A 24,860-nucleotide genomic window follows, 5' to 3' on the forward strand; every position below is an offset into this window, starting at 1 on the left:
TTTAACCGTTTGTCTCTAAAGCTACTTTATTAAAACCAGCACCTTTCAAAGTCTTTAATACAAACATAACATCATCGTATTTTAAATTTTTGTCAGCTTTTATATAGATAGGCGAGGTTTTATCGTATTTTGTACTCATTAATGCGATATTATCAGGAAACTCAGCAAGGCTCATAGTACTTTGATCAACTCTAACTTGCCCCTGCGAATTTATAGATACTATAAGGTCTTTTTGCTTAGATGTTGAAGTTTTCGCCTTTGAACCATCTGGAAGAGTAATATCCTCTTGATATGTTATGGTTGGCATAGTAACCATTAAAATGGCTAGTAAAACAAGCATAATATCAACAAGAGGAGTTATATTTAGTTCTGGTGTCTCATCGGTAAATTTAACGGCCATTTATAGTATCTCATCATCTTTTTTAAGTGCTATCATTACATCAGCCTGACGCTCAATAACACTCATTAATTCATAAGCTTTTCTTTTTATGAGTAAGTTAAACGTATATGCTGGGATAGCAACAAAAATTCCGCAACCAGTTGCAACAAGTGCCTCTGAAATAGCTGGAGCGATAATACCAAGTGATGAACCTCCACCATTTCCAAGCTGTGAAAATGTCTCTAAAATAGAAACAACGGTTCCAAAAAGACCGATAAAAGGCGAAGTAGATGCTATTACACTTAGCCACGTTAGTCCACTTGTAGCATTTTTCTCGGCTATACTTATACATACGTTTAGTTTTTCTCTTGAGATTCTTCCATTTGCACATTTTCTCAAAGACGAATCATTTGGAATATTTTTAGCACCCATAAGCAGTGCTTCAAGTGCATTTTGCTCACGTTTTTGCCAAGCTCCAATACCAGCCATTCTTGAAAAAAGAATTGTGAAACTAACTATAAAATATATTGACAGCCAAGTTAAAACAATAATTGTAATAAAACTACTTCTTTGAATGTAATTTAAAAATAAATCTATTCCGCCCACTTATCTTGCTCTCACTACATTTTCCATTTTAGATATAGTTGCTGCAAAAGCATTTGTATCACTGCTCATGCTCTCTATCAAATTTCTAGCAGCTTCCAATGAATTTGCAAGCTCACTTTCACTATCACCAGAGACGTAAACCGCACCGTCAGCAAGTATTACCACCTTACCTTCGTCAATCTTTGCATAGCCCCAGTTAATCGCAACAACATCATGTTTTTTATTTTTATGTTCTATATCTATAATACCTGCTTTTAAAAGAGATATTAATGAGGCATGGTTTGGTAAAACACCAAACTCACCCTCGCTACCTGGAAGCACTACACTGCTCACGTCATCATTAAATATCTGACCTTGAGGAGTTACGATCTCTAAATGTAATTTATCCATTACGCTTCCTTTTTAAATTTAAGCCTTAAGTTTCTCAGCTTTGGCTAAAGCCTCATCTATATTTCCAACCATATAAAATGCTGCTTCTGGTAAGTGATCATATTTACCCTCTAAAATTCCCTTAAAGCCAGCTATATTTTCGTCAAGACTTACATATTTACCAGGGCTACCTGTAAATACCTCAGCAACAAAGAATGGCTGAGATAAAAATCTCTCGATCTTTCTTGCTCTATCAACTGTTAACTTATCTTCTTCGCTAAGTTCGTCCATACCAAGGATAGCGATGATATCTTGAAGATCTTTATATTTTTGAAGCACAGCTTGAACGCCGCGAGCTACCTTATAGTGATCTGCTCCTAAAATTTGAGGATCAAGCATTCTTGACGTTGAATCAAGCGGATCAACAGCTGGATAAATACCTTTTTCTGCAATAGATCTATTAAGAACCGTTGTGGCATCAAGGTGCGCAAAAACAGTTGCAGGAGCTGGGTCTGTAAGGTCGTCTGCAGGAACATAAACAGCCTGAACAGACGTGATCGAACCTTTTTTAGTTGATGTGATTCTCTCTTGGAATTTACCCATCTCACTTGCAAGAGTTGGCTGGTAACCAACAGCTGATGGGATACGTCCAAGTAGAGCTGACATCTCTGCACCTGATTGAGAGAAACGGAAGATATTATCGATAAACATCAAAACATCAAGTCCCATCTCATCACGGAAGTACTCAGCCATTGTAAGACCAGTTAGTGCGATACGGTTTCTTGCTCCTGGTGGCTCATTCATTTGACCATAGCACAAGGCAACTTTATCCAAAACATTACTTTCTTTCATTTCATGATAAAGGTCGTTTCCTTCACGAGTTCTCTCTCCAACACCAGCAAATACAGAATAACCGCTGTGTTTAAATGCAACGTTGTGGATAAGCTCCATAATAATAACCGTTTTACCAACGCCAGCACCACCAAATAGGCCTACTTTACCACCCTTTGCGTAAGGAGCTAGAAGGTCAACTACCTTGATACCAGTTTCAAAAATTTCACTCTTTGTGCTTTGCTCTTCAAATGGAGGAGGATCGCGGTGGATAGACCAATGCTTATCAAAATTTATACCCTCGCCCTCGTCGATCAAATCACCAACTACGTTAAAAATTCTACCTAGAACTTTTTCACCAACTGGCACACTAATAGGTGCACCAAGTGCTTTAGCCTCTAAGCCACGAGTCAGACCCTCGCTCATATCCATAGCAATAGTTCTGACTCTATTATCACCTAGGTGAGCAGCAACTTCTAATATTAGTTTATGTTTCTTGCCCTCAACCTCAAAGAAAACTTCGATAGCTTCATTGATCTTCGGCAAGTAGTCATTAAAGTCAACATCGACCACAGGGCCCATAACTTGACTAATAACACCCTTCATTCATACTCCTTTTATTTCATTGATTCAACACCACTGATGATCTCAATAAGCTCAGTGGTAATAGACTCTTGTCTTGCTTTATTGTAAGCAAGATTTAACTGTTTGACGCGTTGTTTAGCATTATTTGTTGCATTATCCATAGCTTGCATTCTAGCACTGTGCTCAGCCGCCAAAGAGTCAACCAAGGCATAATACATACTATACTCAAAATATTTATTGAGCAATTCATCCATGATCTTAGTATAATTATCTTCTGGCTCAAATTCCATCAAAGAATTTGTCTCAACAGCAACTATCTTAGACGGCTCAATAGGCACAATATCATTTACTCTAATCTCTTGAGAAATCATATTTTTATAACCATTGTGTATTAGCACGACTTTATCAGTTATGCCGTTTGTAAAGTCATCGATGGCATCTTTTATAATTTTTTGAGCTTTTTCATATGTAGGAGAAGAGCTAGCTCCGACGTAAGTCTCAAGTAGCTCAACGCCTTGAAAATTGAAAAATTCTATACCTTTTTTACCAACAGCTCTTAGTCTTACTTTGATCTTTTTGGCTTTTAGCTCATCAATCATGCGCCTAACTGTCTTTATAGTCTGGACATTAAAGCCACCGCAAAGCCCTTTATCAGCGGTAACAAATATAATATCAACCTTTTCTACACTCTTTGTTGCGTTAAAAAATTTACTCTCAGCCATAACTGAAACATATTGATTGATCTTATAAGCTATCTCTGATAAAACCTCATTGATCTTAAGAGCGTAAACTCTAGAGTAGCGAGCAGCCTCTTCGGCTTTGCGAAGCTTTGCTGTTGAGACAAGCTTCATCGCACGCGTCGTCTTTTGAGTGTTCTGGACGCTCTTAATCTTTCGTTTTATATCTTTTAAATTTGACATATCTTAGCCCTAGTTAGCGGCAAAAGTCGCTTTAAAATCTTTCAACGCTTTATGTAAAATTTCTTCTACTTCTTTATCAAGAACCTTTTTAGTTCTGATTTGCTCAAAAATTTCAGGGTATTTTGCCTCAATATATGGATATAGCTCAGCCTCAAATTTTGTTACATTTGCAGTTGCAACATCATCTAAATAACCCTTAGCACCAGCAAATATTATAACTACTTGATTCTCAACTGGAAGTGGAGAATATGGAGGTTGTTTTAGTACTTCAACCATCTTCTGACCACGCTCTAGTTGTTTTCTGGAGCTCTCATCAAGGTCGCTTGCAAATTGAGCAAACGCTTGTAGTTCGCGATACTGAGCAAGGTCTAGTCTTAGTGTGCCAGAAACTTGTTTGATAGCTTTGATCTGAGCTGCACCACCAACACGAGAAACAGAAAGACCAACGTTGATCGCTGGGCGAATACCTGAGTTAAATAGGTCACTTTCAAGGAAAATTTGACCATCTGTAATAGAAATAACGTTTGTTGGAATATAAGCTGAAACGTCACCCGCTTGAGTCTCGATAATAGGCAGAGCCGTTAAAGATCCAGCACCTAGTGCGTCATTTAGCTTACTTGCTCTTTCTAGAAGTCTTGAGTGAAGATAGAAAACGTCGCCTGGGTAAGCTTCACGGCCTGGTGGTCTTCTTAAGATCAAAGACATCTCGCGGTAAGCAACCGCATGTTTTGACAAGTCATCATAGATGATTAATGCGTGGCGAGAGTTATCTCTAAAATATTCACCCATTGTTACACCAGCATAAGGAGCAAGGTATTGAAGAGCAGCTGCATCACTAGCGCCAGCATTTACAACTATCGTATAGTCCATAGCGCCGTACTCTTCAAGTTTTTTAACGACTTGAGCAACGGTTGATTGTTTTTGACCGATAGCTACATAGATACAAATAACATCTTGACCCTTTTGGTTTATGATAGTATCGATAGCAACTGTTGTTTTTCCAGTTTGGCGGTCGCCGATGATTAGTTCTCTTTGTCCTCTACCGATTGGCACAAGTGCATCGATCGCTTTAATACCTGTTTGAAGTGGCTCGTGAACACTCTTTCTAGCCATGATACCTTTTGCTTTTTCTTCAACAAAGCGAGATTCGGTAGCTTCAACCGGGCCTTTTGCGTCGATTGGCTCACCTAGTGAATTTACAACACGGCCGATCAATGCGTCGCCAACTGGCACACGTAGAAGTTTTTTTAGTCTTTTTACAGAGCTTCCTTCTGTGATACCGCTAGTTTTTCCAAGGATAACTATACCAACACTGCTCTCTTCAAGGTTAAGAGCCATACCCTTTTCGCCGCTTTCAAACTCAACCATCTCACCAGCCATAACGTTTTTCAAACCATAAACGTTAGCAACGCCATCAGCGACTGAGATGACTTTACCGGTCTCTTCTACATCAACACTTAAATCAAAATTTTCAATACGCTCTTTGATTATCGTGCTAATTTCGTCAGCTTTAATTTTTGCACTCACTCTTTCACTCCTTTTTAAATTGCTTTTAATATATATTCACTCATTTGACTTTTTAGTCTATCGATAGAGAAATTTACCTCGACACCTAAATCGTCTAACTCAACTTTTACGCCGTTGTAATCGCTCTTTGAGCCATCAAGCTTGATCTTAGAGTTAAATTTCTTAGAGAAATTCTCTTCCAAAGCTTTCAGCTGCTCAGCGCTTAGGTCAAAATTTCCAATAACCTCGCCACGATATGTATTTTCAAGCAAAGATTGCTCTATCTTCATCTCGTTTAAGATCGCTGGGATAAGCTCCAGTCTTTTGTTTGCGCCAAGAAGTTTAATAAAATTTGCAAATTTAGCATCTTGATTTTTAACCAAAGATAGTACAAAATCAACCTTTTGTGAAGCCTTTAAAGTAGGCAAACTTATAATGCTTTTAAATTTATCGCTAGCAAAAGTAGCAGCTAGCTCTGATAAATTTTCAACAAATGCATTAAGTTCATTGGATTTTACATCGCTTAAGATCGCTTTTACGTATTTTTTAGCTACTACTTCATTCATTAGCTAACCTTTTTAAGTATGATATTTACAAGCTCTTTTTGATCGACTTTTAGGCTATCGCTTGAGAAAATGTCGCTCAAAATTTCATTTACAACGCCTTTTGTCATCTTGCGCTCTTCAAATTCTTTTTGCTCTTTGTAGCTCTTTTGAAGATTTGCTATATTATTTTGAGCATCGCTTTTAACCTTAGCAGCTAAATTTAAAGCCTCTTTTTTAGCAGTTTCGATTAAGGAATTTGCATTTTGTTTAGCTTCCTCAACACGTTTTAGAGCATCATCTTTTTTGGCTTTAGAATCGCGGAGCTTCTCTTGGATACTTTCAAGCTTATTTGCGATCCTGTCAATTCTGCTTTGATAAAGAGCTTTTAGTGGCTTAGCTGCAAAATATACCAAAATAGCAAAGAAAAGTAAGAAGTTTAGCGTTCTCTCTACTATATCGTAATTTGTTCCACCATGCCCACTAGCATAAGCTAGAAATGGAAGTGCTAGAAAAAATAAAATTTTTATCTTCATAAAATTCCTTTAAATTTTAGAGAGCTTGGCATTTAAAGCCGCTCTAAGTTCAGGTAGTTTAGCTGATATATCTGCCTTTAAGTTATCTTTTTGAGATCTTAGAGCTTTTAAAAATTCATTGTAATCAGCCTCTAAACTAGTTTTTACAGCATTTACTTCTTTTAAAGACTCTTCTTTTGCCAAATTTAAGGCTTCTTGCCTTATTTTATTAGCCTCAGTCCTTGCGTTTAATATAATCTCTTCAATCTCTTTTTCATGAACACTTAGATCACTTGCATTTTTACTAGTACTCTCTTCATCATTTTTTATAGAGGCATTTCTGGCATCTATGAATTTGAGCATTGGCTTATAAAGCAAGGAATTCAAAATAGCGATCAATACCAAGAAAACGACAGCCGTTAAAAGCATCAATGGCACATCTATTTCTAACATCCACTCTCCTTATTTTATCATTAAGTTTTATTTAATATTCAAATTAAAGTCTGATTTTACAATAAATTACTAAAAATAAAAATAAATTTGTAATTCTATTTTAGCCTAGCAATAAATTCTTCTACCTGTGAAATATTATTAAATTCTAAAACTAGATTGCTAGATTTTACTTTTGTCTTTATCTTTAAATTTTTAAAAATTTCTTGTAAATTTGATAGTTTTTTGCTCATTTCCTCAGAAATTTTTGGCTTTTTGGTTTTTATCTCTTCCTTATTTTTTATCTTTTTTACTAAAATTTCTGTGTCTCTAACGCTTAGCTTTTGACCAATGATCGTATCAACAACCATCTTTTCTTCTTCAGTGCTAAGCCCAACTATAACTTTAGCGTGGCCTTGTGTGAGCTTGTCTTCTTGTAGAAGTTTTTGCGTATAATCACTAAGAAGTAAAAGCCTCATCGTATTTGTTATTTGTGTTCTACTTTTATGAATGATATTTGCCAAGCCGTCTTGTGTGATCTTATACTCATTTATGAGCTCTTTATACGACTTTGCAAGTTCGATTGGGTTTAAATTTTCACGCTGAATATTTTCGATAAGCGCAAGCTCTCTTAAATTTTGAGACTTGATATCAGCGATGATCGCCTTTATCTTGCTTGCTCCAAGCAACTTTGTGGCGCGGTATCTGCGCTCACCAGCTATTAGCATGTAGCCATCATCTTTTTTGATGACGATTATTGGCTGGATCAATCCGTGCCTTTTGATGCTGGCACTTAGCTCTTTTAAAGCTTCCTCGTCAAAATGTGTTCTTGGCTGGTATGGGTTTGGTAAAATTTCATCTATATTTATCTCTTCGACTATCTCAGAGTCATTTAAATTTGCGATCTCTTTACTGTAGGCTTGCTCTACATCTTCAAGTATCGCACTAAGTCCTCGCCCTAATCCACCTTTTTTAGCCATTTTTTTCCTTATTTTTTAGTTTAAAATACAATATGCCAAATTTTGATACGCAATTGAGCCAGGCGATTTTATATCATAAAGTATCACTGGCTTGCCAAAACTTGGGCTTTCAGCAAGTTTCACATTTCTTGGAACGACCACAAATTCCTCTTTGCTGTCCTTACTCTTAAAGAGCTTATTTTCAAAATGCTGCTTTAAATTTGCAATTGTCTCTTTTGAGAGATTATTTTGCGAACTAAACATGGTCGGTAAAAATCCCTTTATATTTAGCTTTGGATTTATCGTCTTCTTAATAATCTTAACCGTATTTAAAATTTGAGCTAAGCCTTCAAGTGCGTAAAATTCACATTGAATCGGGATGATAACACTATCACTTGCACTAAGAGCATTTATCGTAATGCTACCAAGTGCTGGAGGACTATCGATGATGATAAAATCATAGTCGTTTACAACTTCTGAAATTTTATTTTTAAGGATCAGTTTATAGTCCTTATTTTGATCGTTAAATTCTTGTTCAATACCGACAAGCCCTATATTTGACGGAGCCAAAAAAAGTGTTGGGATCTCAGTTTTTAATACGATTTGCGAGAGCTTTTTTCTATCTGTTAAGACGTGATAAATGTTAAACTCATAGTCACTTCTGCTAAAACCAAGTCCAGTTGTCGCATTTGCCTGTGGATCGATATCTATTAATAATACTTTTTTCTCAGCAACCGCCAGTGATGCGGCTAAATTTACGGCTGTTGTGGTCTTGCCAACGCCGCCTTTTTGATTAGCTATTGTTATTATCTCGCTCATCTTAAAGAATATACCTTTTCCCCATTTAGTAAGATCGCTCCATCATCGCAAATTTCAGCATCCTGAAGCGAAACAGCTCTATTTGCAATATGCGTAATAAAACTTTTTGACTTGCAAAAGTCTATCCTAAATTTGCTAAAAATTGGCTTCCATAAAATCTTTTTATCAAGCATGCTAACAAAGCCCCAAACTAGCTCATCTACGCTAGTTTTGATATCTAAAACGCCCGCTTTTTCGGGCGCACTAGCTAAATTTATCCCCATACCGCAAATGTAAATTTCATCCACTTTATTTGTCAAAGTGCCGCCTATCTTGCGGTCATCTATGTAAAAATCATTTGGCCATTTTAGCCAGCACTTTGAGCCAAGTTCGCTCAGGACTTCACGCATCAACATAGAAAAATATATCGAGATCGATGGCGGAGGTATGTCGCTTGGCAGCTCATCTTCGCCTATGCAAAATGACATAAACAAATTTCCGCCAAGCCCTTCCCAGCTGTTGCCGCGGCTGCCGACCCCTTTTGTTTGATTATACGCCACGACCATATACGGAGCTTTTATTTCGCCGTTTTTTAGGGCGTCTATCAAAAATTCCTGTGTCGAAGGCAGACTTTGAAAAAACTCTACTTTCAAATCACACCTTAAATTTATAGAAGTGATTTACCGGATTTTGTCCGCCACCGATGATAACCGCGTTTTTGATAGCGTTAAAGATATAATCATGCGCATTTTTTACACTTTCTTTTAGACTATGTCCATTTGCTAAATTTGAAGCGATCGCGCTTGATAGCGAGCAGCCTGAGCCGTGAGTAGCGGTCGTTTTTATGCGCTCATCGCTAAAAATTTCATATTCACTGCCATCATAAAATATATCAAGCGACTTGCCGTCAAGCTCGCCACATTTTAGATAGACACTCTTTGTGCCAAATTTCAAAAGCTCCTTACAAGCCTCTTTTAGCTCACTCTCGCCTTTTAGCTCACGCTTTAAAATTTCGCGAGCTTCAAAGATATTTGGCGTGATCACGCTCGCAAGCAGAAAAAGCTCCTCCACGATCGCATCTTTTGCAGCACCCTCTAGCCAGATGTCGCCATTTTTACAGCTCATTACAGGATCAAGCACGACTGGCGGTAAATTTTTGATCTCTCTTAATGTTTTTGCGACGCTTTTGATGATCTCGACACTTGGGACAACGCCTATTTTTATCACATCAACTCTTATATCATCAAATATCGCCTTGATCTGATCCTCGATGAGCTTTGGTTCAACTAGCTGCATGCCAAAGATACCCTTTGTATTTTGAGCAGTGACCGCCGTGATCGCTCCCATCGCATATACTCCGTGTGCTATAAAGACCTTTATGTCAGCTAAAACTCCAGCTCCACCGCTTGGATCAACACCTGCTATACTTAGTGCATTTTTCATATTTTCTCCTATTAAATTTGATTATTACTCTATCTTGTCGCCAACACTAAGACGCTTACCATTTATATATGCTTTTGCGTTTGTTGGCTTTTTACTTGGCTCTTGAAGCTCGTAAATTTTGACCGCGCCACCCTTGCAAGCAACCACAGCGTGATCTTTTTCTATGCTTAAAATTTCTCCACTTTTGCCACTTTTGTCGCTTAGCTCAAGCGACAAAATTTTTAGTCCACTTGCCAAATAAATCCCTGGCCAAGGTGTGAGCGCACGAAATTTATTATAAATTTGCCCCGCATCTTCATCAAAGCTAAAAAGCCCGTCGCTTTTACTTATCTTTTTGCAGTGCGTGGCCTTGCTCTCATCTTGCTTTTGTGGCTTTAAATTTTCAAAATTTCTTAGCACTTTTACGATTAGCTCGCCGCCAAGCTCGCCTAGCTCACTAAAAAGCTCGCTTGACATCTTACTCTCGCAAGGAGTGTAGATGAAGTCCAGCATATCGCCAGTATCAAGGCCAGCGTCCATTAGCATTGCAGTCACGCCAGTTTGCTTCTCGCCTGCTAGGATCGCGCTTTGTATAGGGCTTGCACCTCTATATTTTGGCAAGATTGAAGCGTGTAAATTTATACAAGTTGCCACCTCAAGCACACTCCCAGGCAAAATTTTACCATAAGCTGCCACTACGATAAATTTAGGTTCAAATGCCTTTAGCTCGGCAACAACCGCCTCATCTTTTAGCGTATTTGGTGTAAGGACTGGCACGCCTGCTAGCTCATTTTGTGCGTAAATTTTCACCTCGCTTGGGGTTAAAATTTGCTTTCTACCAACTGGCTTATCAGGCTGGGTAAAGACCGCTTTTATATTAAAGCCAGCTTCTTTTAGGTGCCTAAGTATCCTAACGGCATAATCAGGCGTCCCCATAAAAACTACATTCATCACTTTCCTTTAAATTTCAACGACTTTTATTTTGATCTACGTTTTTACTGCCAGTCAGCCAAGAGGCGCATGGATCTTCCTGCCAGTCAATCTTTTGAAATATCAAACTTCCTAGCTCATTAATGCTAATTTTGCCACTACGATCAAGATCCAGCCTCTTAAATTCCTCACTAGTGCATAGATCTGGTGCTATTTTTAGCGCTGATGGCACTTTGCAGGACGTCCACTCATCTAAATTTAGCGTGCCGTCGCGATTATTGTCATTAAAATCCAAAAACATATATATTGGATCCGCTGGATCACAGCTATATGCACCAAGGCAAAATAACATAATGCAAAAAACTTTCTTCATTTTATCTTCTTAAATTTCTATGCTCAAAGTGCCAAAAATTCGCAACTCAAAGCTCTTTTTTTAGTAGCTCAAGCAGTGCAAATTTAAGCTCGTCAATGTTCTCGTTTGTCGCTGACGAGATCGACAAAACAAAGTATGGTTTTTTTGCGTCAAAGCTGTAAATATCTTGCTTATAGACAAATTTACCATCTTGATTTGGCTCTAAATTTATGCTTTTCATAAATTCATTTATATTTTCATCTAAATTTTCAGCCGCATCGACTCTGGTAACAGCGATAGCATAGTCCCTGCTAGCAAGTACGCTTGAAAATTTAGCCACCTCCTCTTTTAGCACGCTAAACTGCTCACTCATGCTTCTGTAATTCGCACTATCTATCATGAAAAGCAAAATTTTATTTCTCTCGATATGCTTTAAAAACTGCACGCCAAGGCCGCGTCCGTCGCTAGCTCCTTCAATGATGCCAGGGATATCAGCCATTACAAAACCGCTAAACTCATCAACCTCGACAAGTCCGAGCTTTGGCGTAAGCGTGGTAAATTCGTAGTTTGCGATCTGTGGTTTGGCATTTGATACTGTTGAAATAAGAGTTGATTTACCAACATTTGGAAAGCCCACCAAACCAACATCAGCAATAAGCTTTAACTCGAGCCTTACTTCAATACTCTCTTCAGGCATGCCTTTTTGTGCGTATTCTGGAGCTTGATTGATAGAGCTTTTAAAGTGAAAATTTCCGAGTCCGCCTTTACCGCCCTTTAAAAATAGCGTCTTTTGGCCCTCGCTAACTATATCGCAGAGTAGTTCATTTGTCTGTGCGTCATAAACAGCTGTGCCAGGAGGGACTATGAGTTCTAAATTTTCGCCCTTTTTGCCAGTCATTCGCTTACCCATGCCAGCTTCACCATTGCCAGCTTTCATGGCTCTTTTACCCTTATAATTTGCTAAAGTATGGGTATTGTTGTCACAAACAAAATAAACATCTCCGCCATCTCCGCCATCTCCGCCATCAGGACCACCTAAAATGACGTGTTTTTCACGGCGAAAACTCACAGCTCCAGCTCCACCATGCCCCGAACTTAGAGTCAATCTTGCACTATCTATAAACATTTTTTACCTTAAATTTTTTATTTGGATTATATCCAACTTTACTGAAATTAAATCGTAATATCTTGTCTAAAATAAAGCAAAGATAATCAGTATGAAGCCTAAAATATAAAGTTATGGTTGATTTAAAATTTCTCTCAAATAGCTATTTGAAAAATTCTAAACACTAAATAAAAATTTTGATTTTTGAATAATTTTAAGAAAGAAAGGGGGCGATTGCCCCTGAGATTATGCAGCTGGATAAACAGATACTTTTTTTCTGTTTTTATCAAGTCTTTCAAATTTTACAAAGCCATCGACTAATGCAAAAATTGTGTGGTCTTTGCCAAGACCTACGTTATTTCCAGCGTGAGTTGCTGTTCCTCTTTGGCGGATGATTATATTTCCAGCACGAACGAACTCACCACCAAATTTTTTAACACCTAATCGGCGTCCGATACTATCACGGTTATTTTGGGTTGAACCTTGACCTTTTTTGTGTGCCATATCTTATCTCCTTAAGCTGCGATACTTACGACTTTTACACGTGTAAATTGTCTTCTAAAGCCGCGTTTTAGTTTTGAGTCTTTACGTCTGCGTTTTTTGTAGATAACTACTTTTTTGTCTTTACCTTCATTAACGACCTCAAGAACAACTTTTGCACCCTTCACAAATGGCGCACCTACCTTTACTTCGCCGTCATTTACAGCCAAAACTTCTGTAATCTCAACGGTTGATTTAGTTTCAGCACTAAAGTGATCTAGCTTAAGGTACTCGCCCTCGCTAACACGATATTGCTTACCGCCATGCTTAAATATAGCGTATTTTGACATACTCTACCTTTCTAAAATTTGGTAAGACCAAAAAGCACTTTTTTTGCAAAAGATTTATGGAGCTTTGTTGGTTGTAAGATGTGAATGTTAGCTAAAAGTTTATAAATTTTACTTTAATGCCCCTGATTTTATGATCTCATCGGCTAAATTTTTAATCATCGCATCGTGATCCAGAAAAAATGTCTTATCATTTGGCAAATATGGCTGATATATCAGTGTTTTGACTACTGGCGCATTTAAAATCACATTTATCAGTTCAAACTCAGGCGGTAAAGTAAGGTAAAGTTTTAGCTTAGGAATTTTGTCTTGAAAGAGCCTTTGCGCGTAAAATTTACTAAAATTTTCATTCTTTGGAAGCTTTATCTCCTTAAAAAGATTAAATGGCAAAAAGTAGCGCGCTAAGGCGTGAAGTCCGTGTGCGAAAATATAAAGCCTTTTTTCAAATTTAGGCACATCTGTCCTGCCAAATGTGGAGCAAAATTTCTGCAAATGCTCGCTCATAGCGGTCGTATCTTTTTCATGTAAGGCAAGCACAAATTTAACCGCTTCTCTTTCATTTGCTGGCTTTTTGGACTCTGCAAAGGTGCGAGCTTTTTCAAGAGCAGGGGCGAGTAAATTTTCATCTTGCCAAAGCATCGCAGTGAGCAGATCATGCATCACGCATAGAAATTTATAACCGTTTTTGCTAGGTGGCAGACCTTTTGGAAAGATGCTTGCCATACTATCTGTGTCACCACAAGCGATAGCAAAAAATGCCAGTATTAGTCTCTCACACTGATCGTATCCGCCGCTACATCCTGGGAGTAAATTTAGCTTAGCGTATTGAAAAATAAGATCATTTAGCGCCTCAGCGTCGCCATCAGCTAGGTACTTTTTCAAGGCAAATGTCGTAGCATCTAGCTCTTAAAAAAGAGAGTAATCGTATGAGCTCACGCAAAAAGTCGTATTCGTTTAAATTTTTCTCTTTTATCTCGGCGTAAATCATAGCATACTCGTCTAAAAGTAGCTCTTCATCGCTTTTTGATGGTTTTTTGGCTCTAAAAATGTTAAATAAGCCTTCTAAAAATGACATTTTGTGTCTCCTTCTTTTTGCTAATTTTAGCCAAAAAGGCCTAATTTTTCACGTGCAAAAGGTGGCTTTAGCGGATAGTTTAACCGCATTTTGGCTATAATCGCCCCAAATTTAAGCAAGCTCAGGATAAAGATGGCAGGCGAAGATCAGGAAAAAACCGAAGAAGCGACCCCCAAAAAGATAGAAGATGCCAAAAAAGACGGCAACGTCCCCAAAAGTCAGGATCTAGCTGGGTTCGTGACCCTTGTCATCGCTATTGGCGTACTACTTTCGATGCTAAATTTTATGAAAGAACAGATCATCTCACTTTATATATACTATTCAAAATTTATCGGTCAGCCACTGACCTTGCCAACTATAAAAATGATCGTTGTAAATACCTTTGCAAGGTCACTTCTTATGATACTTCCAGTTTGTATCTGTGTGGCGATCGCTGGTGTCATTGCAAATGTAATGCAGTTTGGATTTATCTTTACCACAAAGCCTATAATGCCAAATTTTGGCAAGATAAATCCACTAAAAGGGTTAAAAAATTTATTCTCGATGAAAAAAGTGATAGACAGCATTAAGATCGTGCTAAAAGTTAGTATCGTCTTTGGTGTTGGATTTTATTTTTTCTTGCAGTTTATCAAAGAGCTTCCGCACACGCTCTTTTTTTCTATGTTTGATCAGCTTGCTTGGCTAAAAGAAAAGCTCATTATTCTTGTTAGTGTCATGCTTTTTATACTTTTTGTGGTCGGCCTTATCGACCTTCTCATCGTGCGTTTTCAATATTTTAAGGACCTTCGTATGAGCAAGCAAGAGATAAAAGATGAGTATAAACAAATGGAAGGAGATCCGCAGGTAAAAGGCAGAATTCGTCAAGCACAAATGCGTGCAGCCAAGCGTCGAATGATGCAAAATATCCCACAAGCTGACGTAGTCATCACAAACCCTACTCACTACGCCGTGGCGATAAGATATGATAAAAGTCGCGATGAGGCGCCGATAATACTTGCCAAAGGTGTTGATTTTTTAGCATTGCAAATCAAAAAAATAGCAGTTGAAAATGGTGTGCAAATTTATGAAAACCCACCACTCGCAAGAGAGCTTTATAAAATTTGTGAAGTCGATGATACGATACCAGCACATCTTTTTAGAGCCGTGGCCGAAGTGCTAAGCTTCGTTTATATGAGCAATAAACAAAAATTTAAAGATAAGCTTTGATAAATTCTGCTCTTGCCGCTAGAAATTACTAGCAGCAAGAGAGAATTTATCTATTATAGATATCCAAAAGCAGTTGCAAAAATATAGCCAAATATACAAGAGGATATAACACCAATAAGACCCGGAATGATAAAGCTGTGATTGATAACAAATTTACCAATATGTGTCGTACCGCTTCTATCAAACTGAATAGCTGCAAGGTCGCTTGGATATGTTGGCAGGATGTAGTATCCGTAGCAAGCTGGCGCAAAAGCTAGAATGATAGCAGGATTAACATCGATATTTAAAGCTAATGGCACAAACGCAACCAAGGCTGCAGCTTGAGAATTTACAAATTTTGAGATAATCAAAAGCATAACCGCATAAGTCCAAGGGTGCTCTTTTACGATGCTTCCTAGCGCCTCTTTCATCATCGGAGTATGCACTGCAAACATAGTCTCAGCCATCCAAGAGATACCAAATACTGCAACAAGAGCGATCATGCCTGATCTAAATATCTCGTTTTTACCGATCTTGCTAGCATCTGTTGGTGTAAAGATTAAAATGATAGCGCCAGTTAAAAGCATGAAAATTTGGATAACATGAACCATGCTTAAGCTCTTTGAAGATGCTTGTTTGTTGCTTATATTGATGTAAGCACCTTGAAATTCTTCTTTTGCGCCTTTTTCATTTATATATGTTACTGCACCATCAGCCGTACGAGTAAGAGTTTGATTTGCATCTTTGCCGATGATTTTGACTGATTGAGCTTTTTGGTTAGCATTTAGCTTATCGTTTGCTACTTTTAGCTCAGCCGCCTCTGTTTGGATGCTAGCATCTTTTATTTTTAAGGTTTTTAAGACTTTTTGTTCAGTCGGGAGGTTGGCTATTACTTGAACGACTGTTGCATCTTTGTAAGTAGTCCAGCTTGGGCGAAGATCTTTAAAATATCCAAGAAGTGCAACTACAAGGATAGAACCTAAAAATATCCACATTGCAGCCCACTGATAGCCAGGAAGCTTTTTGCCTAAAAGTGTCGCACTATCGCCATAAACATATTTTTTAAACTCAGGATCTTGAAGCTTTGTTTGAAAGACTTCGTCTTTATCAAGATCTTTACCTCTAAACCAGCTAAAAATTCCTACCACCAAAACGCCACAAAATGTTGATGGAATCGTAATCTTTAAAAGATCTAAATACCCATCAAAACCAGCTAAGTGAGTTTTAGCATTAATAAGAAAGCTTGTAAGAGTTACAACAGCAACTGAAACTGGACTTGCTATGATGCCCATTTGTGAAGCTATTGAGCTTGCTGCCATTGGTCGCTCTGGGCGGATACCATTTTTGATAGCAATATCATAAACGATAGGAAGCACAGTATAAACAACGTGTCCAGTACCGCATAAAATAGTAAGCGTACATGTTACAAATGGAGCCAAGATACTTACATATTTTGGATTTTTTCTAAGTATGGTTTCTGCTATTTGAAGCATAACATCAAGACCACCACTAGCTTGAAGCGTAGCACTTGCTACAACGACAGCAAGGATAGTTAGCATAACATCAATAGCTGGCTTACCAGGCTCGATATTAAATCCAAAAACGAGGACTATAAGACCAATACCGCCTAGCATACCAAGCGCGATACCGCCTTTTTTAGCTCCGTAGAACAAACAGATAAGGACGATGAGAAGCTGGATAGCAAACTGCATGCCTTCACTTAAATTCATGAGAAAATCCATGAAACCTCCTAAGTTAATATAAATTTAATCAAGATTATATCTCTTATGGATTTAGATTAAACTTATATTTTAAGGATGATTTGATACAAATATAACATTTTGATTAAGAAGGCTTATTTAGGATAAAATTTATAAGATTATCTCTTACAAATTTTTTATTTGATCTTGAAGATATTATTTGTCTTAGAATATATAAAATGAAAATAGCATTGTTATATTTTAAATTTATTAATAATAAAAATTTATTTAAATTTTATAAATAACCTAGAAGTCTTATAAATACGAAATTTAATAGAACCAAGGAAAAAATGATTGATGTTTAAGGAAAGGTTAATGGTGGTTAGAGGCAGAATCGAACTGCCGACACGCAGATTTTCAGTCTGCTGCTCTACCGACTGAGCTATCCAACCACTCGTTAAAGAAAGTCAGATTATACATGCTTAATATTTAAAGCAAGTTTAAAATACACACTTTTTAAATAAAATAAGCTATGTTTTTCTATTTTGACTTGAAATATAAAAGAAATTCTACAAAGCAAATAAATTACGGGCTTAAATAAGCTTGTAATTTATTTTAGTGTATATGAAATAGGAAAGCGCAGATAACGATCTTGTTTAGGCTTTGGAAACTCAGAGCTTGCTCTTTGAATATTTTCTAAAGCACCATTATCAAGCGACTCAAAACCAGAGCTTTTACTAACTTTAAGTTCATCTATGCTGCCGTCTTGCTTGAGCAAAAACCTAACTTCTACAACTCCTTGATGTTTCATACGTCTAGCATTATTTGGGTAACTTTTATGCCTCCTAACTGCGATTATAACCTTCGTAAAATCTTCATCACCTTGTGAATTTGATAAATTTAGCTCAGGTGTTATATTTTGAGCTGGAGCTGCAGCGATAGACTTGTTATTGGCTGGCAAATTTGTATTTACACTAGCTGGCGGTACAATAGGCTGCACTGGCTGAGCAATTATCGGTTCAGGCTTAGGCTCTATTTTTTTCTCTTTTTTAGGCTCTACCTTTTTTATTTCACGCTTTGGTTTCTCCACCTTTTTAGGTTCAGGTTTTGGTTCTGGCTTTGGCTCAGGTTTTGGTGGCTCTGGTGGTGGCGGTGGAGCTGGTGGAGTTGGCTCTGGGATAAGCATTTGCTCCGCTATTTGAGGTGCTGAGACTTGTGGCACTGGAGTAAATGAATTAAGAGCTATTTTTATCGGTTTTTGCTCACCTATTTTTATCTCATCAAAATTATGTGAAAGCAAAAAATATACTGCTGCTCCATGCACCACAAGCGAAACAGCTAAGCCGCTGTAATTTGAAATTTTATTCAGAGATTGTTTGGATTGCAAAATTTTCGTGGCCCTTCTCTTTTAATATATCAATTACTTTAACAAAGCTATCAAATTTCGAATTTTTATCGCTTTTTAGTTCGATCAATGTCTTTATATTAACCGCATTTAGCTTATCTTTGAGTTCGTTCTCAGAAATTTCTACATCATCTATAAAAAATTTATTATCCTTATCAATTACTACGCTTACCTTTTTATCATCCTCTTTGCTTTGCTCAGCACTGTTTGCACTTGGAAGATCAATAGCTATCTTGCCTTGAGCAATAAAAGTCGAAATACTAAGCACGATAGCAAGTAAAACAAGCATAATATCAATAAATGGGACAATATTTAACCCATCCTTTTTATTTAGACGCATTTTCAGCCTTGTATCTATTTAGCATTACATCTACTTTCCTAACAAAACCATTGTAAATCATCAAAGTTGGTATCGCCACAAGTAGTCCAAAAGCAGTTGCTTTTAGCGCAAGAGAGAGACCGACCATTATGCTTTTAGTATCGATTCCGCCTGCCATACCCATATCATAAAATGTGATCATAATTCCAGCAACTGTACCAAGAAGTCCTACATATGGTGCATTTGAGTAGATAATGTAAAGTGTGGTTAAATTTTTGGTTAGTGCCTCTTCAAGCGATTCGATACTTTTGTAGCCTTTTATATCAACGCGTGAATAAAAAATAATACGCTCAATCGTATACCAAAGTACAAAAAAACTCATAATGCCTAAAATCGCAATAATTACATGATCAATGTGATGTTTAATTAGCTCCATAATACCTTCTTAGTAAAAATTTTTGCGTGATTATAGCTATATTGATAACCAATGTCAAATATTTAGTAAAAATGTAATCAAATAAAAACTAAAATTTTTAATTTTGTATGTATATATTTAATTATGTTTAGAATTTCAAAAATTTAATTTTTTTCTTAGCAGCTCTATTTCAGTAATGACTATTTTTGGCGTAAGCTCCTTCATACAGGCATGTGTTTTTATAGGACACACTCGCTTCATGCATGGCATACACTCTAAATTTAAATGCACTATCTTTGCACTCTCATCTTGCCATGGGCTGGTCTCTTTAAATTTAGTCGGTCCAAAAAGAGCCACAAGTGGCACTTTATAAGCAGCTGCGATATGCATAGGACCACTATCGTTTGTCAAAAAGATACCATTTTTTATAGAGCCTATAACCTCACAAAGCTCTTTTATGCTTGTTTTTCCGGCTAAATTTTCACATTTCATACCATTTTGTAAGAGCATTTGCTCGATTTCATTGCAAATTTCAAGCTCGGCTTTTGAGCCAGTGATCTTTACATCAAATTCATCTTTAAAATGCAGTGCAACCTCTGCAAAATAGTGCGGATACCACCTTTTGGCACTTCCGTAGCTAGCACCTGGATTTAGCACGAGAAGTTTTTGCTCGCTTTTTTTGGCTTCATAATAAATTTTTAGTTCACTTGAAATTTCTTTTAAATTTAGGCTTTGCTGTACAAATTTTAGATATTTTTGTACCTGATGCAAGCCTTCACCACTCTTTTTAAAGCAAAATTTTTGCTTTGCCTTTAGAAAAAAAAGCAAAAATTTACTAGCAAATGAGCTTCTAAAACTAATAGCGATATCAAATTTTCCAAGCTTTCTAGCCGTTTTTATAAGACTTAAATATCTTGAGTTTTGCTTTTTACTATCGTCAATGAATATTTTTTCGCACTTTGGATGTGACTTATAAAGCTCACAGGCAACATAAGAGCCAAAAAATACAATATTTTTAGCATTTTTACTTAAATTTTCTATCGCTGCACTCGCCATCACAGCATCTCCAAGCCAAGTCGGAAGCTCTATAAAAACTCTCACTTTTGCTCCAAATTTAGCACTTCGTTTATGATTTCAAGAGTTTTGCTTGCATTTTCTTCTATACTAAATTTTTGTGAAAGTAAAAATGACTTCTCTTGCAGCTCTCTCATCATCTCATTATCATTAAGCACCTGCTCCACTAGCTCCAGTATGCTCTCATCGTTTGGTTCACGCATGATAAAACGATTTTCTAAAATTTCAGCTGCTCCGTTTTGAGCGGTTGTAAAGACAATATTTTTAAAGCTAAGCGCCTCTAGGACGACATTTGAAAATGGTTCATAGTGCGTTGGAAATATAAAAATATCACTTGCTTCATAAAATTTTGCAGTCATTTTTTGCTCACCTGTAAAAAATGCCTTTATCTTTAGCTTTTTTGCTAGCTTCTTATATGAATTTAAATTTTTATCTTTGCCTACTATTAGTGCATTTACTGGCGTTTTTAGCTTTGAGACAAGAAGCAAAAAGTCCTTTGCTCCTTTTCTTTTAAAGCCATTTCCGACAAAAAGCACAATTGGTAAATTGTAATCGAGTCCAAATTCTTCGCATACGCTAAGTTTTGCTTCACCCTTTTCCACTTTTTGCGGTAAATTTATACCGTTGTAAATGGTAACTATTTTTGACTCATCGATACCGTAAGCTGAAATGATTTGCTCTCTTATGTAGTTTGAATTTGCGATTATCTTTTTAGAATTTTTAAAGCAGCGTTTTTCTAGATATGGATAGACAAAATTTAAAGGATTAACCCACCAAAATGGCTTTGTGGCACGATAAATTTTATGCACGCCGTCCCCTGCTCTATAAATATCTGCGCAGCTCACTCGCTCCAAGCTAAAATATACCTCATCGCTTTGTTTTTGGCGTTTTACTTGTGCGTTAAATCTCAAAGCCTTTTTCCATGACGAGATCCTAGCCTCTCCTAGATATGAGCGTATAGATGTGTCTATACCTACGTCTTTTAGGGCTTTGGTAAGCCTTCTTAAATAGCGTTCGGCACCACCGACTGCATTTGGATTGATACGTAAAAAAACTATTTTTTTCATGACCTTAAGCTTTTTATTCTTGTGATTTTTTATTTGTAATGCCTGCCATAATATCAAAAATTTTTATAAATCAGCCTATTTTTTGCCTAAATTTCATAAAATTACACAAAGGATAAAAATGAAAACACTTACGATTATTGACACTTTTGGTTTCTTTTTTAGGCTCTACTACGCCATGAGCGGACTTAAAAACAGAGATGGCAAACCAAGCGGAATGGTGAGCGGCTTTGCAAATTTTATAGCAAGCCTTAAGGATGAGTATCAAAGCGACTACCTTATCTTCGCACTTGATAGCAAAGGCAAGACCTTACGTCACGAAATTTTAGGTGATTACAAAGCAAACAGAAACGAGCCACCAGCTCAGCTAAAAGAACAGCTTCCAGTTTGCATAGATATGATAGAAAAAATGGGACTTTACAGCCTTAGCCGCGAGGGCTACGAGGCCGATGACATCATCGCAAGTGCGGTTAAATTTTGTAAAGACAAAGATATATTTGTGCGAATAGTCACCCATGATAAAGACCTTTACCAGCTCATAGAGGACGGCAAAGTGAGCATCTACAGCCCGCAAAGCAAGATCGATCATGATAGTGCAAGCTGCTTTGAAAAGTATGGAGTTTATCCAGCACAAGTAAGGGACTTTCTAGCGATCGCAGGCGATAGCTCGGACAACATCCCAGGTGTCAAAGGTATCGGTACAGTGGGAGCTAAGAAGCTTTTGGCCGAGTATGGTAGCTTAGAGGGAATTTATGAAAATTTAGCCCTTCTTAGAAACGAGCGCACCAAAAATATGCTAGCAGCTGCAAGGGACGAGGCATTTTTGAGCAAAAAACTAGCCACGCTCTTTGATGACGCGATCACTTCGCTTGATCTAGAGCAGTCCAAATTTCCAGAGCAAAATCCTTTGATAAACATCTCAGAAATTTTAAAAGAGTACGATCTAAATAGGCTTCTTAAGAGCTTGCAAAAAGAGGAAAATGCTGAATTTAAGCTTGGCTTTAGAGCAAATTTACTCCTTAATGAGGCTAGCATAGAAAAGCTCTTATCAGACGTCACGCCAGAGACCATCGTCGCCTTCGACACCGAAACCACAGGCGTTGATAGCAGGAGTGCAAAGATCGTTGGATTTAGCTTTTGCTTTAACGATGAGGACGCCTACTACGTGCCAGTAGCCCACAACTACCTAGGCGCGCCAAAGCAAATAGACCTAAAATTTGCCACTTGGGCGGTAGGGCAAATTTATAAAGGCTGCGTGATCGGGCAAAATTTAAAGTACGACTTTGAGATCGTGAAAAACAACCTTGGACTTAATCCCCCAGCAAATTTTAAAGACACGATGATACTTGCTTGGCTTAGCGATCCAAACTCAAGTGTCGGCATGGACGCACTGGCAAAGAGGCTCTATGACTACGACACGATAAAATTTGAAGATGTGGTCAAAAAGGGGCAAACTTTTGGCGATGTGCCTCTAGAAAATGTAGCCAAATACGCGAGTGAGGACGCTTGGATAACGCTTAAATTTTATAAAACTTTTTTAAATACGCTTGATAAAAATTTACTAGCCCTTGCCGATACGCACGAGTTTCCTTTTATCCTCACGCTCTTTGACATGGAGCAAAACGGCATCAAGATAAACGAAGCTAAAATGCAAAAGCTCATCCTTGAAAACGATACCAAACTAAAGGCGCTAACAAGTGAAATTTACGAGCTAAGCGGCGAAAATTTCAACATAAATTCAGTCAAGCAGCTTGGCGTAATACTTTTTGAGCACTTAAAGCTTCCAACCAAAAAGAAGACAAAAACAGGATACAGCACTGATGAGAGCGTGCTTGCTGAGCTCATAGACGCTCATCCAGTGATTGAGAAAATTTTAACCTATAGGGAGCTATATAAACTGCAAAGCACCTACTGCGAGCCGCTTTTAGCGCTTGCGAAAAAGGATGAGGGCTCACGAATTTACACGAGCTTTTTACAAACTGGCACGAGTACTGGCAGGCTTTCAAGTAAAAATCCAAATTTACAAAATATCCCAGCTCGTGGCAGCCTCGCAAAGGATGTTAGAGAGTGCTTTGAGGCGCGCGAAGGGTATAGTTTTGTGGGGCTTGACTACAGCCAGATCGAGCTTAGGCTGCTAGCTCACTTTAGCCGTGATCCTGCGCTGCTTGAGGCGTTTAAAAATGACGAGGATATCCACGCAAGGACGGCTATTAGCATATTTGGTAGCAGTGACGGGCAAAATAGAGCCGTGGCAAAGAGTATAAATTTTGGCCTCATTTACGGCATGGGCTCAAGCAAGCTGGCAAATCAAGTAAATATCACAAGAGCCGAGGCAAAAGAGTATATAGAGCGCTATTTTAAGGCGTTTGAGACGATCAAGGAGTTTTTGGAGAGCATAAAAATTTCAGCTAAAAATGACGGCTTTGTGCAAACACTTCTTGGCAGAAGACGCTATTTTGACTTTAAAAGTGCCACACCTATGCAAATAGCCATGTTTGAGCGTGAGGCGGTAAATACGGTCTTTCAAGGCTCTGCGGCAGATCTAGTCAAGATGGCGATGGTAAAAGTTAGAGCAAATTTAGATGAAAATGCAAAAATGTTGCTTCAGATCCACGACGAGCTGATTTTTGAAGTAAAAGACGAATTTGCGCAGGAATTTGGCAAGGCGACGCAAAAGACGATGGAGGAAATTTACACGCTAAATGTGCCACTTAAAACATCGCTAAATATCGCTAAAAACTGGGGTGAGCTAAAATAAACGGATAAATTTTGCTGGAGCTTTTAATATGATTAGCTCCTGCTTTATACTTAAAAATAAAGTAGTAGTTTATCGCTACATCTTTGAATTTTTATACTTTTGTAAAAAGCAAATGGCATCAGCCAAATAAGCCAGCAAGCAGCCCAACGCGTAACATACGATGTCGCTAACGTCAAATGTTCCGCCAAAGACTATGCGTATTATTAAATTATGAATATCTAAAATTTCAAGTACTTTAAAGTATTGTAAAATTTCTATAAATAGTGAGAAAGCAAATATTTCAAACGCTAAAATTTTTGGTGCGGTTTTAAACACGGCTCGTCCAAATGCGTAAAGCATCACCGTAACTAACACATCACCCAAATAATGACGTACAAAGCCACCTTTAACAAAAGCTGCGATATAAATTTCGATTGCTAAAATCACGATTGCTACGACTAAAAAGGGCAATCTAGCTCGCAAGCTATGTCTCATTTTCTCGTATTGAAAAGATTTGTATATTTTTCGCTTTACTTGCATTTTTTACTTATTTGAAAATTTTACTTTTTTTACAAATTAGAAATGATATCCATACCATCTTTAAAGCCAGGATTGTGCTGGATATATTTTTCGCCCACAAATGTATTTATAACTTCTACCTTATGCTCGTTAAAAAGAACATTCCATTAGGTTTTACTTGAAATAGCCAAAACCCGGCTACTTCATGAATTATAATAGATAATAGCAATATTGCCAAATAAAGAAAATTTCTTATTTTTAAAATTCTTTGACAAGAAATATCAATCAAAAT

29 protein-coding genes and 1 tRNA gene are annotated in these 24,860 nt (G+C 37.5%); 2 read left to right on the top strand and 28 right to left on the bottom strand.

Annotated features, from left to right (window positions below; all coding sequences use genetic code 11):
• Position 1 precedes the first annotated feature (1 nt).
• The 20 genes from CYP51_RS07825 to CYP51_RS10090 form a co-directional block, all read right to left on the bottom strand.
• Entirely contained in the window at positions 2 to 400 is a 399-nt protein-coding gene (locus CYP51_RS07825) for a biopolymer transporter ExbD (protein WP_021090535.1), read from the bottom strand.
• Positions 401 to 985 carry a MotA/TolQ/ExbB proton channel family protein gene (locus CYP51_RS07830; RefSeq protein ID WP_051288435.1) on the bottom strand — a complete coding sequence of 195 codons (585 nt, stop codon included), beginning with the start codon at positions 983 to 985 and terminating at the stop codon, positions 401 to 403. It abuts the gene before it with no gap.
• Positions 986 to 1,375: an ATP synthase F1 subunit epsilon gene (atpC, locus tag CYP51_RS07835; protein WP_054196221.1), complete on the bottom strand. Its 390-nt coding sequence runs from the start codon at positions 1,373 to 1,375 to the stop codon at positions 986 to 988.
• Positions 1,376 to 1,393: 18 nt separating this feature from the next.
• On the bottom strand, positions 1,394 to 2,791 hold the full coding sequence (atpD, locus tag CYP51_RS07840) for a F0F1 ATP synthase subunit beta (RefSeq protein WP_002939420.1): 1,398 nt from the start codon (positions 2,789 to 2,791) through the stop codon (positions 1,394 to 1,396).
• 11 nt (positions 2,792 to 2,802) lie between these two features.
• The gene (gene atpG / locus CYP51_RS07845; protein WP_103625014.1) at positions 2,803 to 3,690 is read right to left on the bottom strand and encodes an ATP synthase F1 subunit gamma; all 888 of its coding nucleotides are present in this window, start codon (positions 3,688 to 3,690) and stop codon (positions 2,803 to 2,805) included.
• A 9-nt stretch (positions 3,691 to 3,699) separates the two neighbouring features.
• Complete coding sequence (atpA, locus tag CYP51_RS07850; RefSeq protein WP_103625015.1) at positions 3,700 to 5,217, bottom strand: F0F1 ATP synthase subunit alpha; 1,518 nt, start codon at positions 5,215 to 5,217, stop codon at positions 3,700 to 3,702.
• A 14-nt stretch (positions 5,218 to 5,231) separates the two neighbouring features.
• Entirely contained in the window at positions 5,232 to 5,762 is a 531-nt protein-coding gene (locus tag CYP51_RS07855; RefSeq protein WP_103625016.1) for a F0F1 ATP synthase subunit delta, read from the bottom strand.
• A complete protein-coding gene (locus CYP51_RS07860) occupies positions 5,762 to 6,274 on the bottom strand; it encodes a F0F1 ATP synthase subunit B (RefSeq protein ID WP_103625017.1) in 513 nt (170 codons plus the stop codon). The genes CYP51_RS07855 and CYP51_RS07860 overlap by 1 nt, the downstream gene beginning before the upstream one ends.
• Before the next feature lie 9 nt (positions 6,275 to 6,283).
• Positions 6,284 to 6,706, bottom strand: a complete 423-nt coding sequence (locus CYP51_RS07865) for a FoF1 ATP synthase subunit B' (RefSeq protein ID WP_103625018.1) — start codon at positions 6,704 to 6,706, stop codon at positions 6,284 to 6,286.
• A 95-nt stretch (positions 6,707 to 6,801) separates the two neighbouring features.
• A complete protein-coding gene (locus CYP51_RS07870) occupies positions 6,802 to 7,662 on the bottom strand; it encodes a ParB/RepB/Spo0J family partition protein (protein ID WP_103625019.1) in 861 nt (286 codons plus the stop codon).
• A gap of 15 nt (positions 7,663 to 7,677) precedes the next feature.
• Positions 7,678 to 8,460 carry a ParA family protein gene (locus CYP51_RS07875; protein ID WP_021090449.1) on the bottom strand — a complete coding sequence of 261 codons (783 nt, stop codon included), beginning with the start codon at positions 8,458 to 8,460 and terminating at the stop codon, positions 7,678 to 7,680.
• Positions 8,457 to 9,092: a biotin--[acetyl-CoA-carboxylase] ligase gene (locus tag CYP51_RS07880; RefSeq protein ID WP_103625020.1), complete on the bottom strand. Its 636-nt coding sequence runs from the start codon at positions 9,090 to 9,092 to the stop codon at positions 8,457 to 8,459. The genes CYP51_RS07875 and CYP51_RS07880 overlap by 4 nt, the downstream gene beginning before the upstream one ends.
• A gap of 1 nt (position 9,093) precedes the next feature.
• Positions 9,094 to 9,882, bottom strand: coding sequence for a bifunctional hydroxymethylpyrimidine kinase/phosphomethylpyrimidine kinase (gene thiD, locus CYP51_RS07885; RefSeq protein WP_103625021.1), 789 nt, complete (start codon positions 9,880 to 9,882; stop codon positions 9,094 to 9,096).
• A 24-nt stretch (positions 9,883 to 9,906) separates the two neighbouring features.
• A complete protein-coding gene (gene fmt / locus CYP51_RS07890) occupies positions 9,907 to 10,812 on the bottom strand; it encodes a methionyl-tRNA formyltransferase (RefSeq protein ID WP_103625022.1) in 906 nt (301 codons plus the stop codon).
• 16 nt (positions 10,813 to 10,828) lie between these two features.
• The gene (locus CYP51_RS07895) at positions 10,829 to 11,164 is read right to left on the bottom strand and encodes a GDP-mannose dehydrogenase (protein WP_103625023.1); all 336 of its coding nucleotides are present in this window, start codon (positions 11,162 to 11,164) and stop codon (positions 10,829 to 10,831) included.
• Positions 11,165 to 11,210: 46 nt separating this feature from the next.
• Positions 11,211 to 12,269: a GTPase ObgE gene (gene obgE, locus CYP51_RS07900; RefSeq protein WP_103625024.1), complete on the bottom strand. Its 1,059-nt coding sequence runs from the start codon at positions 12,267 to 12,269 to the stop codon at positions 11,211 to 11,213.
• Between the two features lie 225 nt (positions 12,270 to 12,494).
• Positions 12,495 to 12,752, bottom strand: a complete 258-nt coding sequence (gene rpmA / locus CYP51_RS07905; RefSeq protein WP_002942569.1) for a 50S ribosomal protein L27 — start codon at positions 12,750 to 12,752, stop codon at positions 12,495 to 12,497.
• 11 nt (positions 12,753 to 12,763) lie between these two features.
• The gene (rplU, locus tag CYP51_RS07910; RefSeq protein ID WP_103625025.1) at positions 12,764 to 13,078 is read right to left on the bottom strand and encodes a 50S ribosomal protein L21; all 315 of its coding nucleotides are present in this window, start codon (positions 13,076 to 13,078) and stop codon (positions 12,764 to 12,766) included.
• Between the two features lie 108 nt (positions 13,079 to 13,186).
• Positions 13,187 to 13,957: a hypothetical protein gene (locus CYP51_RS07915; protein WP_258032825.1), complete on the bottom strand. Its 771-nt coding sequence runs from the start codon at positions 13,955 to 13,957 to the stop codon at positions 13,187 to 13,189.
• Entirely contained in the window at positions 13,938 to 14,150 is a 213-nt protein-coding gene (locus CYP51_RS10090; protein WP_258032826.1) for a hypothetical protein, read from the bottom strand. The genes CYP51_RS07915 and CYP51_RS10090 overlap by 20 nt, the downstream gene beginning before the upstream one ends.
• 132 nt (positions 14,151 to 14,282) lie before the next feature.
• Between CYP51_RS10090 and flhB the strand changes: the two genes are divergently transcribed.
• The gene (flhB, locus tag CYP51_RS07920; RefSeq protein WP_103625034.1) at positions 14,283 to 15,356 is read left to right on the top strand and encodes a flagellar biosynthesis protein FlhB; all 1,074 of its coding nucleotides are present in this window, start codon (positions 14,283 to 14,285) and stop codon (positions 15,354 to 15,356) included.
• Positions 15,357 to 15,409: 53 nt separating this feature from the next.
• Here flhB and CYP51_RS07925 read toward each other — a convergent pair whose 3' ends face one another.
• The 7 genes from CYP51_RS07925 to CYP51_RS07955 form a co-directional block, all read right to left on the bottom strand.
• Positions 15,410 to 17,077, bottom strand: coding sequence for an anaerobic C4-dicarboxylate transporter (locus tag CYP51_RS07925; protein WP_103580387.1), 1,668 nt, complete (start codon positions 17,075 to 17,077; stop codon positions 15,410 to 15,412).
• A 334-nt stretch (positions 17,078 to 17,411) separates the two neighbouring features.
• Positions 17,412 to 17,487, bottom strand: a tRNA-Phe gene (locus CYP51_RS07930).
• A gap of 158 nt (positions 17,488 to 17,645) precedes the next feature.
• The gene (locus tag CYP51_RS07935; protein ID WP_103625026.1) at positions 17,646 to 18,422 is read right to left on the bottom strand and encodes an energy transducer TonB; all 777 of its coding nucleotides are present in this window, start codon (positions 18,420 to 18,422) and stop codon (positions 17,646 to 17,648) included.
• The gene (gene exbD / locus CYP51_RS07940) at positions 18,397 to 18,780 is read right to left on the bottom strand and encodes a TonB system transport protein ExbD (RefSeq protein WP_103625027.1); all 384 of its coding nucleotides are present in this window, start codon (positions 18,778 to 18,780) and stop codon (positions 18,397 to 18,399) included. Before exbD ends, CYP51_RS07935 begins: the two co-directional genes overlap by 26 nt.
• Positions 18,767 to 19,195, bottom strand: coding sequence for a TonB-system energizer ExbB (gene exbB / locus CYP51_RS07945; RefSeq protein ID WP_054196205.1), 429 nt, complete (start codon positions 19,193 to 19,195; stop codon positions 18,767 to 18,769). Before exbB ends, exbD begins: the two co-directional genes overlap by 14 nt.
• A 135-nt stretch (positions 19,196 to 19,330) precedes the next feature.
• Positions 19,331 to 20,275 (bottom strand): lipopolysaccharide heptosyltransferase II, encoded by a 945-nt coding sequence (waaF, locus tag CYP51_RS07950; RefSeq protein WP_103625028.1) that lies wholly within the window; start codon positions 20,273 to 20,275, stop codon positions 19,331 to 19,333.
• A complete protein-coding gene (locus CYP51_RS07955; protein WP_103625029.1) occupies positions 20,272 to 21,315 on the bottom strand; it encodes a glycosyltransferase family 4 protein in 1,044 nt (347 codons plus the stop codon). The genes waaF and CYP51_RS07955 overlap by 4 nt, the downstream gene beginning before the upstream one ends.
• A 118-nt stretch (positions 21,316 to 21,433) precedes the next feature.
• Between CYP51_RS07955 and polA the strand changes: the two genes are divergently transcribed.
• Positions 21,434 to 24,070 carry a DNA polymerase I gene (gene polA / locus CYP51_RS07960; protein ID WP_103625030.1) on the top strand — a complete coding sequence of 879 codons (2,637 nt, stop codon included), beginning with the start codon at positions 21,434 to 21,436 and terminating at the stop codon, positions 24,068 to 24,070.
• 75 nt (positions 24,071 to 24,145) lie between these two features.
• On the opposite strand, the gene CYP51_RS07965 is transcribed toward polA, so the two are convergent.
• Positions 24,146 to 24,544, bottom strand: coding sequence for a DUF2809 domain-containing protein (locus CYP51_RS07965; protein WP_258032827.1), 399 nt, complete (start codon positions 24,542 to 24,544; stop codon positions 24,146 to 24,148).
• Positions 24,545 to 24,860: the final 316 nt, after the last annotated feature.

Source organism: Campylobacter concisus (assembly GCF_002912895.1).
Lineage (GTDB): Bacteria > Campylobacterota > Campylobacteria > Campylobacterales > Campylobacteraceae > Campylobacter_A > Campylobacter_A concisus_G.

What these genes read in the sequence shown, in the direction of transcription:
- rpmA (WP_002942569.1), bottom strand. Translation starts at nt 12,752, where the DNA reads ATGGCACACAAAAAAGGTCAAGGTTCAACCCAAAATAACCGTGATAGT.
- CYP51_RS07925 (WP_103580387.1), bottom strand. Translation starts at nt 17,077, where the DNA reads ATGGATTTTCTCATGAATTTAAGTGAAGGCATGCAGTTTGCTATCCAG.
- atpG (WP_103625014.1), bottom strand. Translation starts at nt 3,690, where the DNA reads ATGTCAAATTTAAAAGATATAAAACGAAAGATTAAGAGCGTCCAGAAC.
- CYP51_RS07875 (WP_021090449.1), bottom strand. Translation starts at nt 8,460, where the DNA reads ATGAGCGAGATAATAACAATAGCTAATCAAAAAGGCGGCGTTGGCAAG.
- CYP51_RS07965 (WP_258032827.1), bottom strand. Translation starts at nt 24,544, where the DNA reads ATGAGACATAGCTTGCGAGCTAGATTGCCCTTTTTAGTCGTAGCAATC.
- exbD (WP_103625027.1), bottom strand. Translation starts at nt 18,780, where the DNA reads ATGCGTCTAAATAAAAAGGATGGGTTAAATATTGTCCCATTTATTGAT.
- CYP51_RS10090 (WP_258032826.1), bottom strand. Translation starts at nt 14,150, where the DNA reads ATGTCATTTTTAGAAGGCTTATTTAACATTTTTAGAGCCAAAAAACCA.
- thiD (WP_103625021.1), bottom strand. Translation starts at nt 9,882, where the DNA reads ATGAAAAATGCACTAAGTATAGCAGGTGTTGATCCAAGCGGTGGAGCT.
- atpC (WP_054196221.1), bottom strand. Translation starts at nt 1,375, where the DNA reads ATGGATAAATTACATTTAGAGATCGTAACTCCTCAAGGTCAGATATTT.
- CYP51_RS07895 (WP_103625023.1), bottom strand. Translation starts at nt 11,164, where the DNA reads ATGAAGAAAGTTTTTTGCATTATGTTATTTTGCCTTGGTGCATATAGC.
- CYP51_RS07855 (WP_103625016.1), bottom strand. Translation starts at nt 5,762, where the DNA reads ATGAATGAAGTAGTAGCTAAAAAATACGTAAAAGCGATCTTAAGCGAT.
- flhB (WP_103625034.1), top strand. Translation starts at nt 14,283, where the DNA reads ATGGCAGGCGAAGATCAGGAAAAAACCGAAGAAGCGACCCCCAAAAAG.
- polA (WP_103625030.1), top strand. Translation starts at nt 21,434, where the DNA reads ATGAAAACACTTACGATTATTGACACTTTTGGTTTCTTTTTTAGGCTC.
- fmt (WP_103625022.1), bottom strand. Translation starts at nt 10,812, where the DNA reads ATGAATGTAGTTTTTATGGGGACGCCTGATTATGCCGTTAGGATACTT.
- CYP51_RS07825 (WP_021090535.1), bottom strand. Translation starts at nt 400, where the DNA reads ATGGCCGTTAAATTTACCGATGAGACACCAGAACTAAATATAACTCCT.
- atpD (WP_002939420.1), bottom strand. Translation starts at nt 2,791, where the DNA reads ATGAAGGGTGTTATTAGTCAAGTTATGGGCCCTGTGGTCGATGTTGAC.
- obgE (WP_103625024.1), bottom strand. Translation starts at nt 12,269, where the DNA reads ATGTTTATAGATAGTGCAAGATTGACTCTAAGTTCGGGGCATGGTGGA.
- CYP51_RS07955 (WP_103625029.1), bottom strand. Translation starts at nt 21,315, where the DNA reads ATGAAAAAAATAGTTTTTTTACGTATCAATCCAAATGCAGTCGGTGGT.
- CYP51_RS07870 (WP_103625019.1), bottom strand. Translation starts at nt 7,662, where the DNA reads ATGGCTAAAAAAGGTGGATTAGGGCGAGGACTTAGTGCGATACTTGAA.
- exbB (WP_054196205.1), bottom strand. Translation starts at nt 19,195, where the DNA reads ATGGAGCTAATTAAACATCACATTGATCATGTAATTATTGCGATTTTA.
- rplU (WP_103625025.1), bottom strand. Translation starts at nt 13,078, where the DNA reads ATGTCAAAATACGCTATATTTAAGCATGGCGGTAAGCAATATCGTGTT.
- CYP51_RS07865 (WP_103625018.1), bottom strand. Translation starts at nt 6,706, where the DNA reads ATGTTAGAAATAGATGTGCCATTGATGCTTTTAACGGCTGTCGTTTTC.
- CYP51_RS07860 (WP_103625017.1), bottom strand. Translation starts at nt 6,274, where the DNA reads ATGAAGATAAAAATTTTATTTTTTCTAGCACTTCCATTTCTAGCTTAT.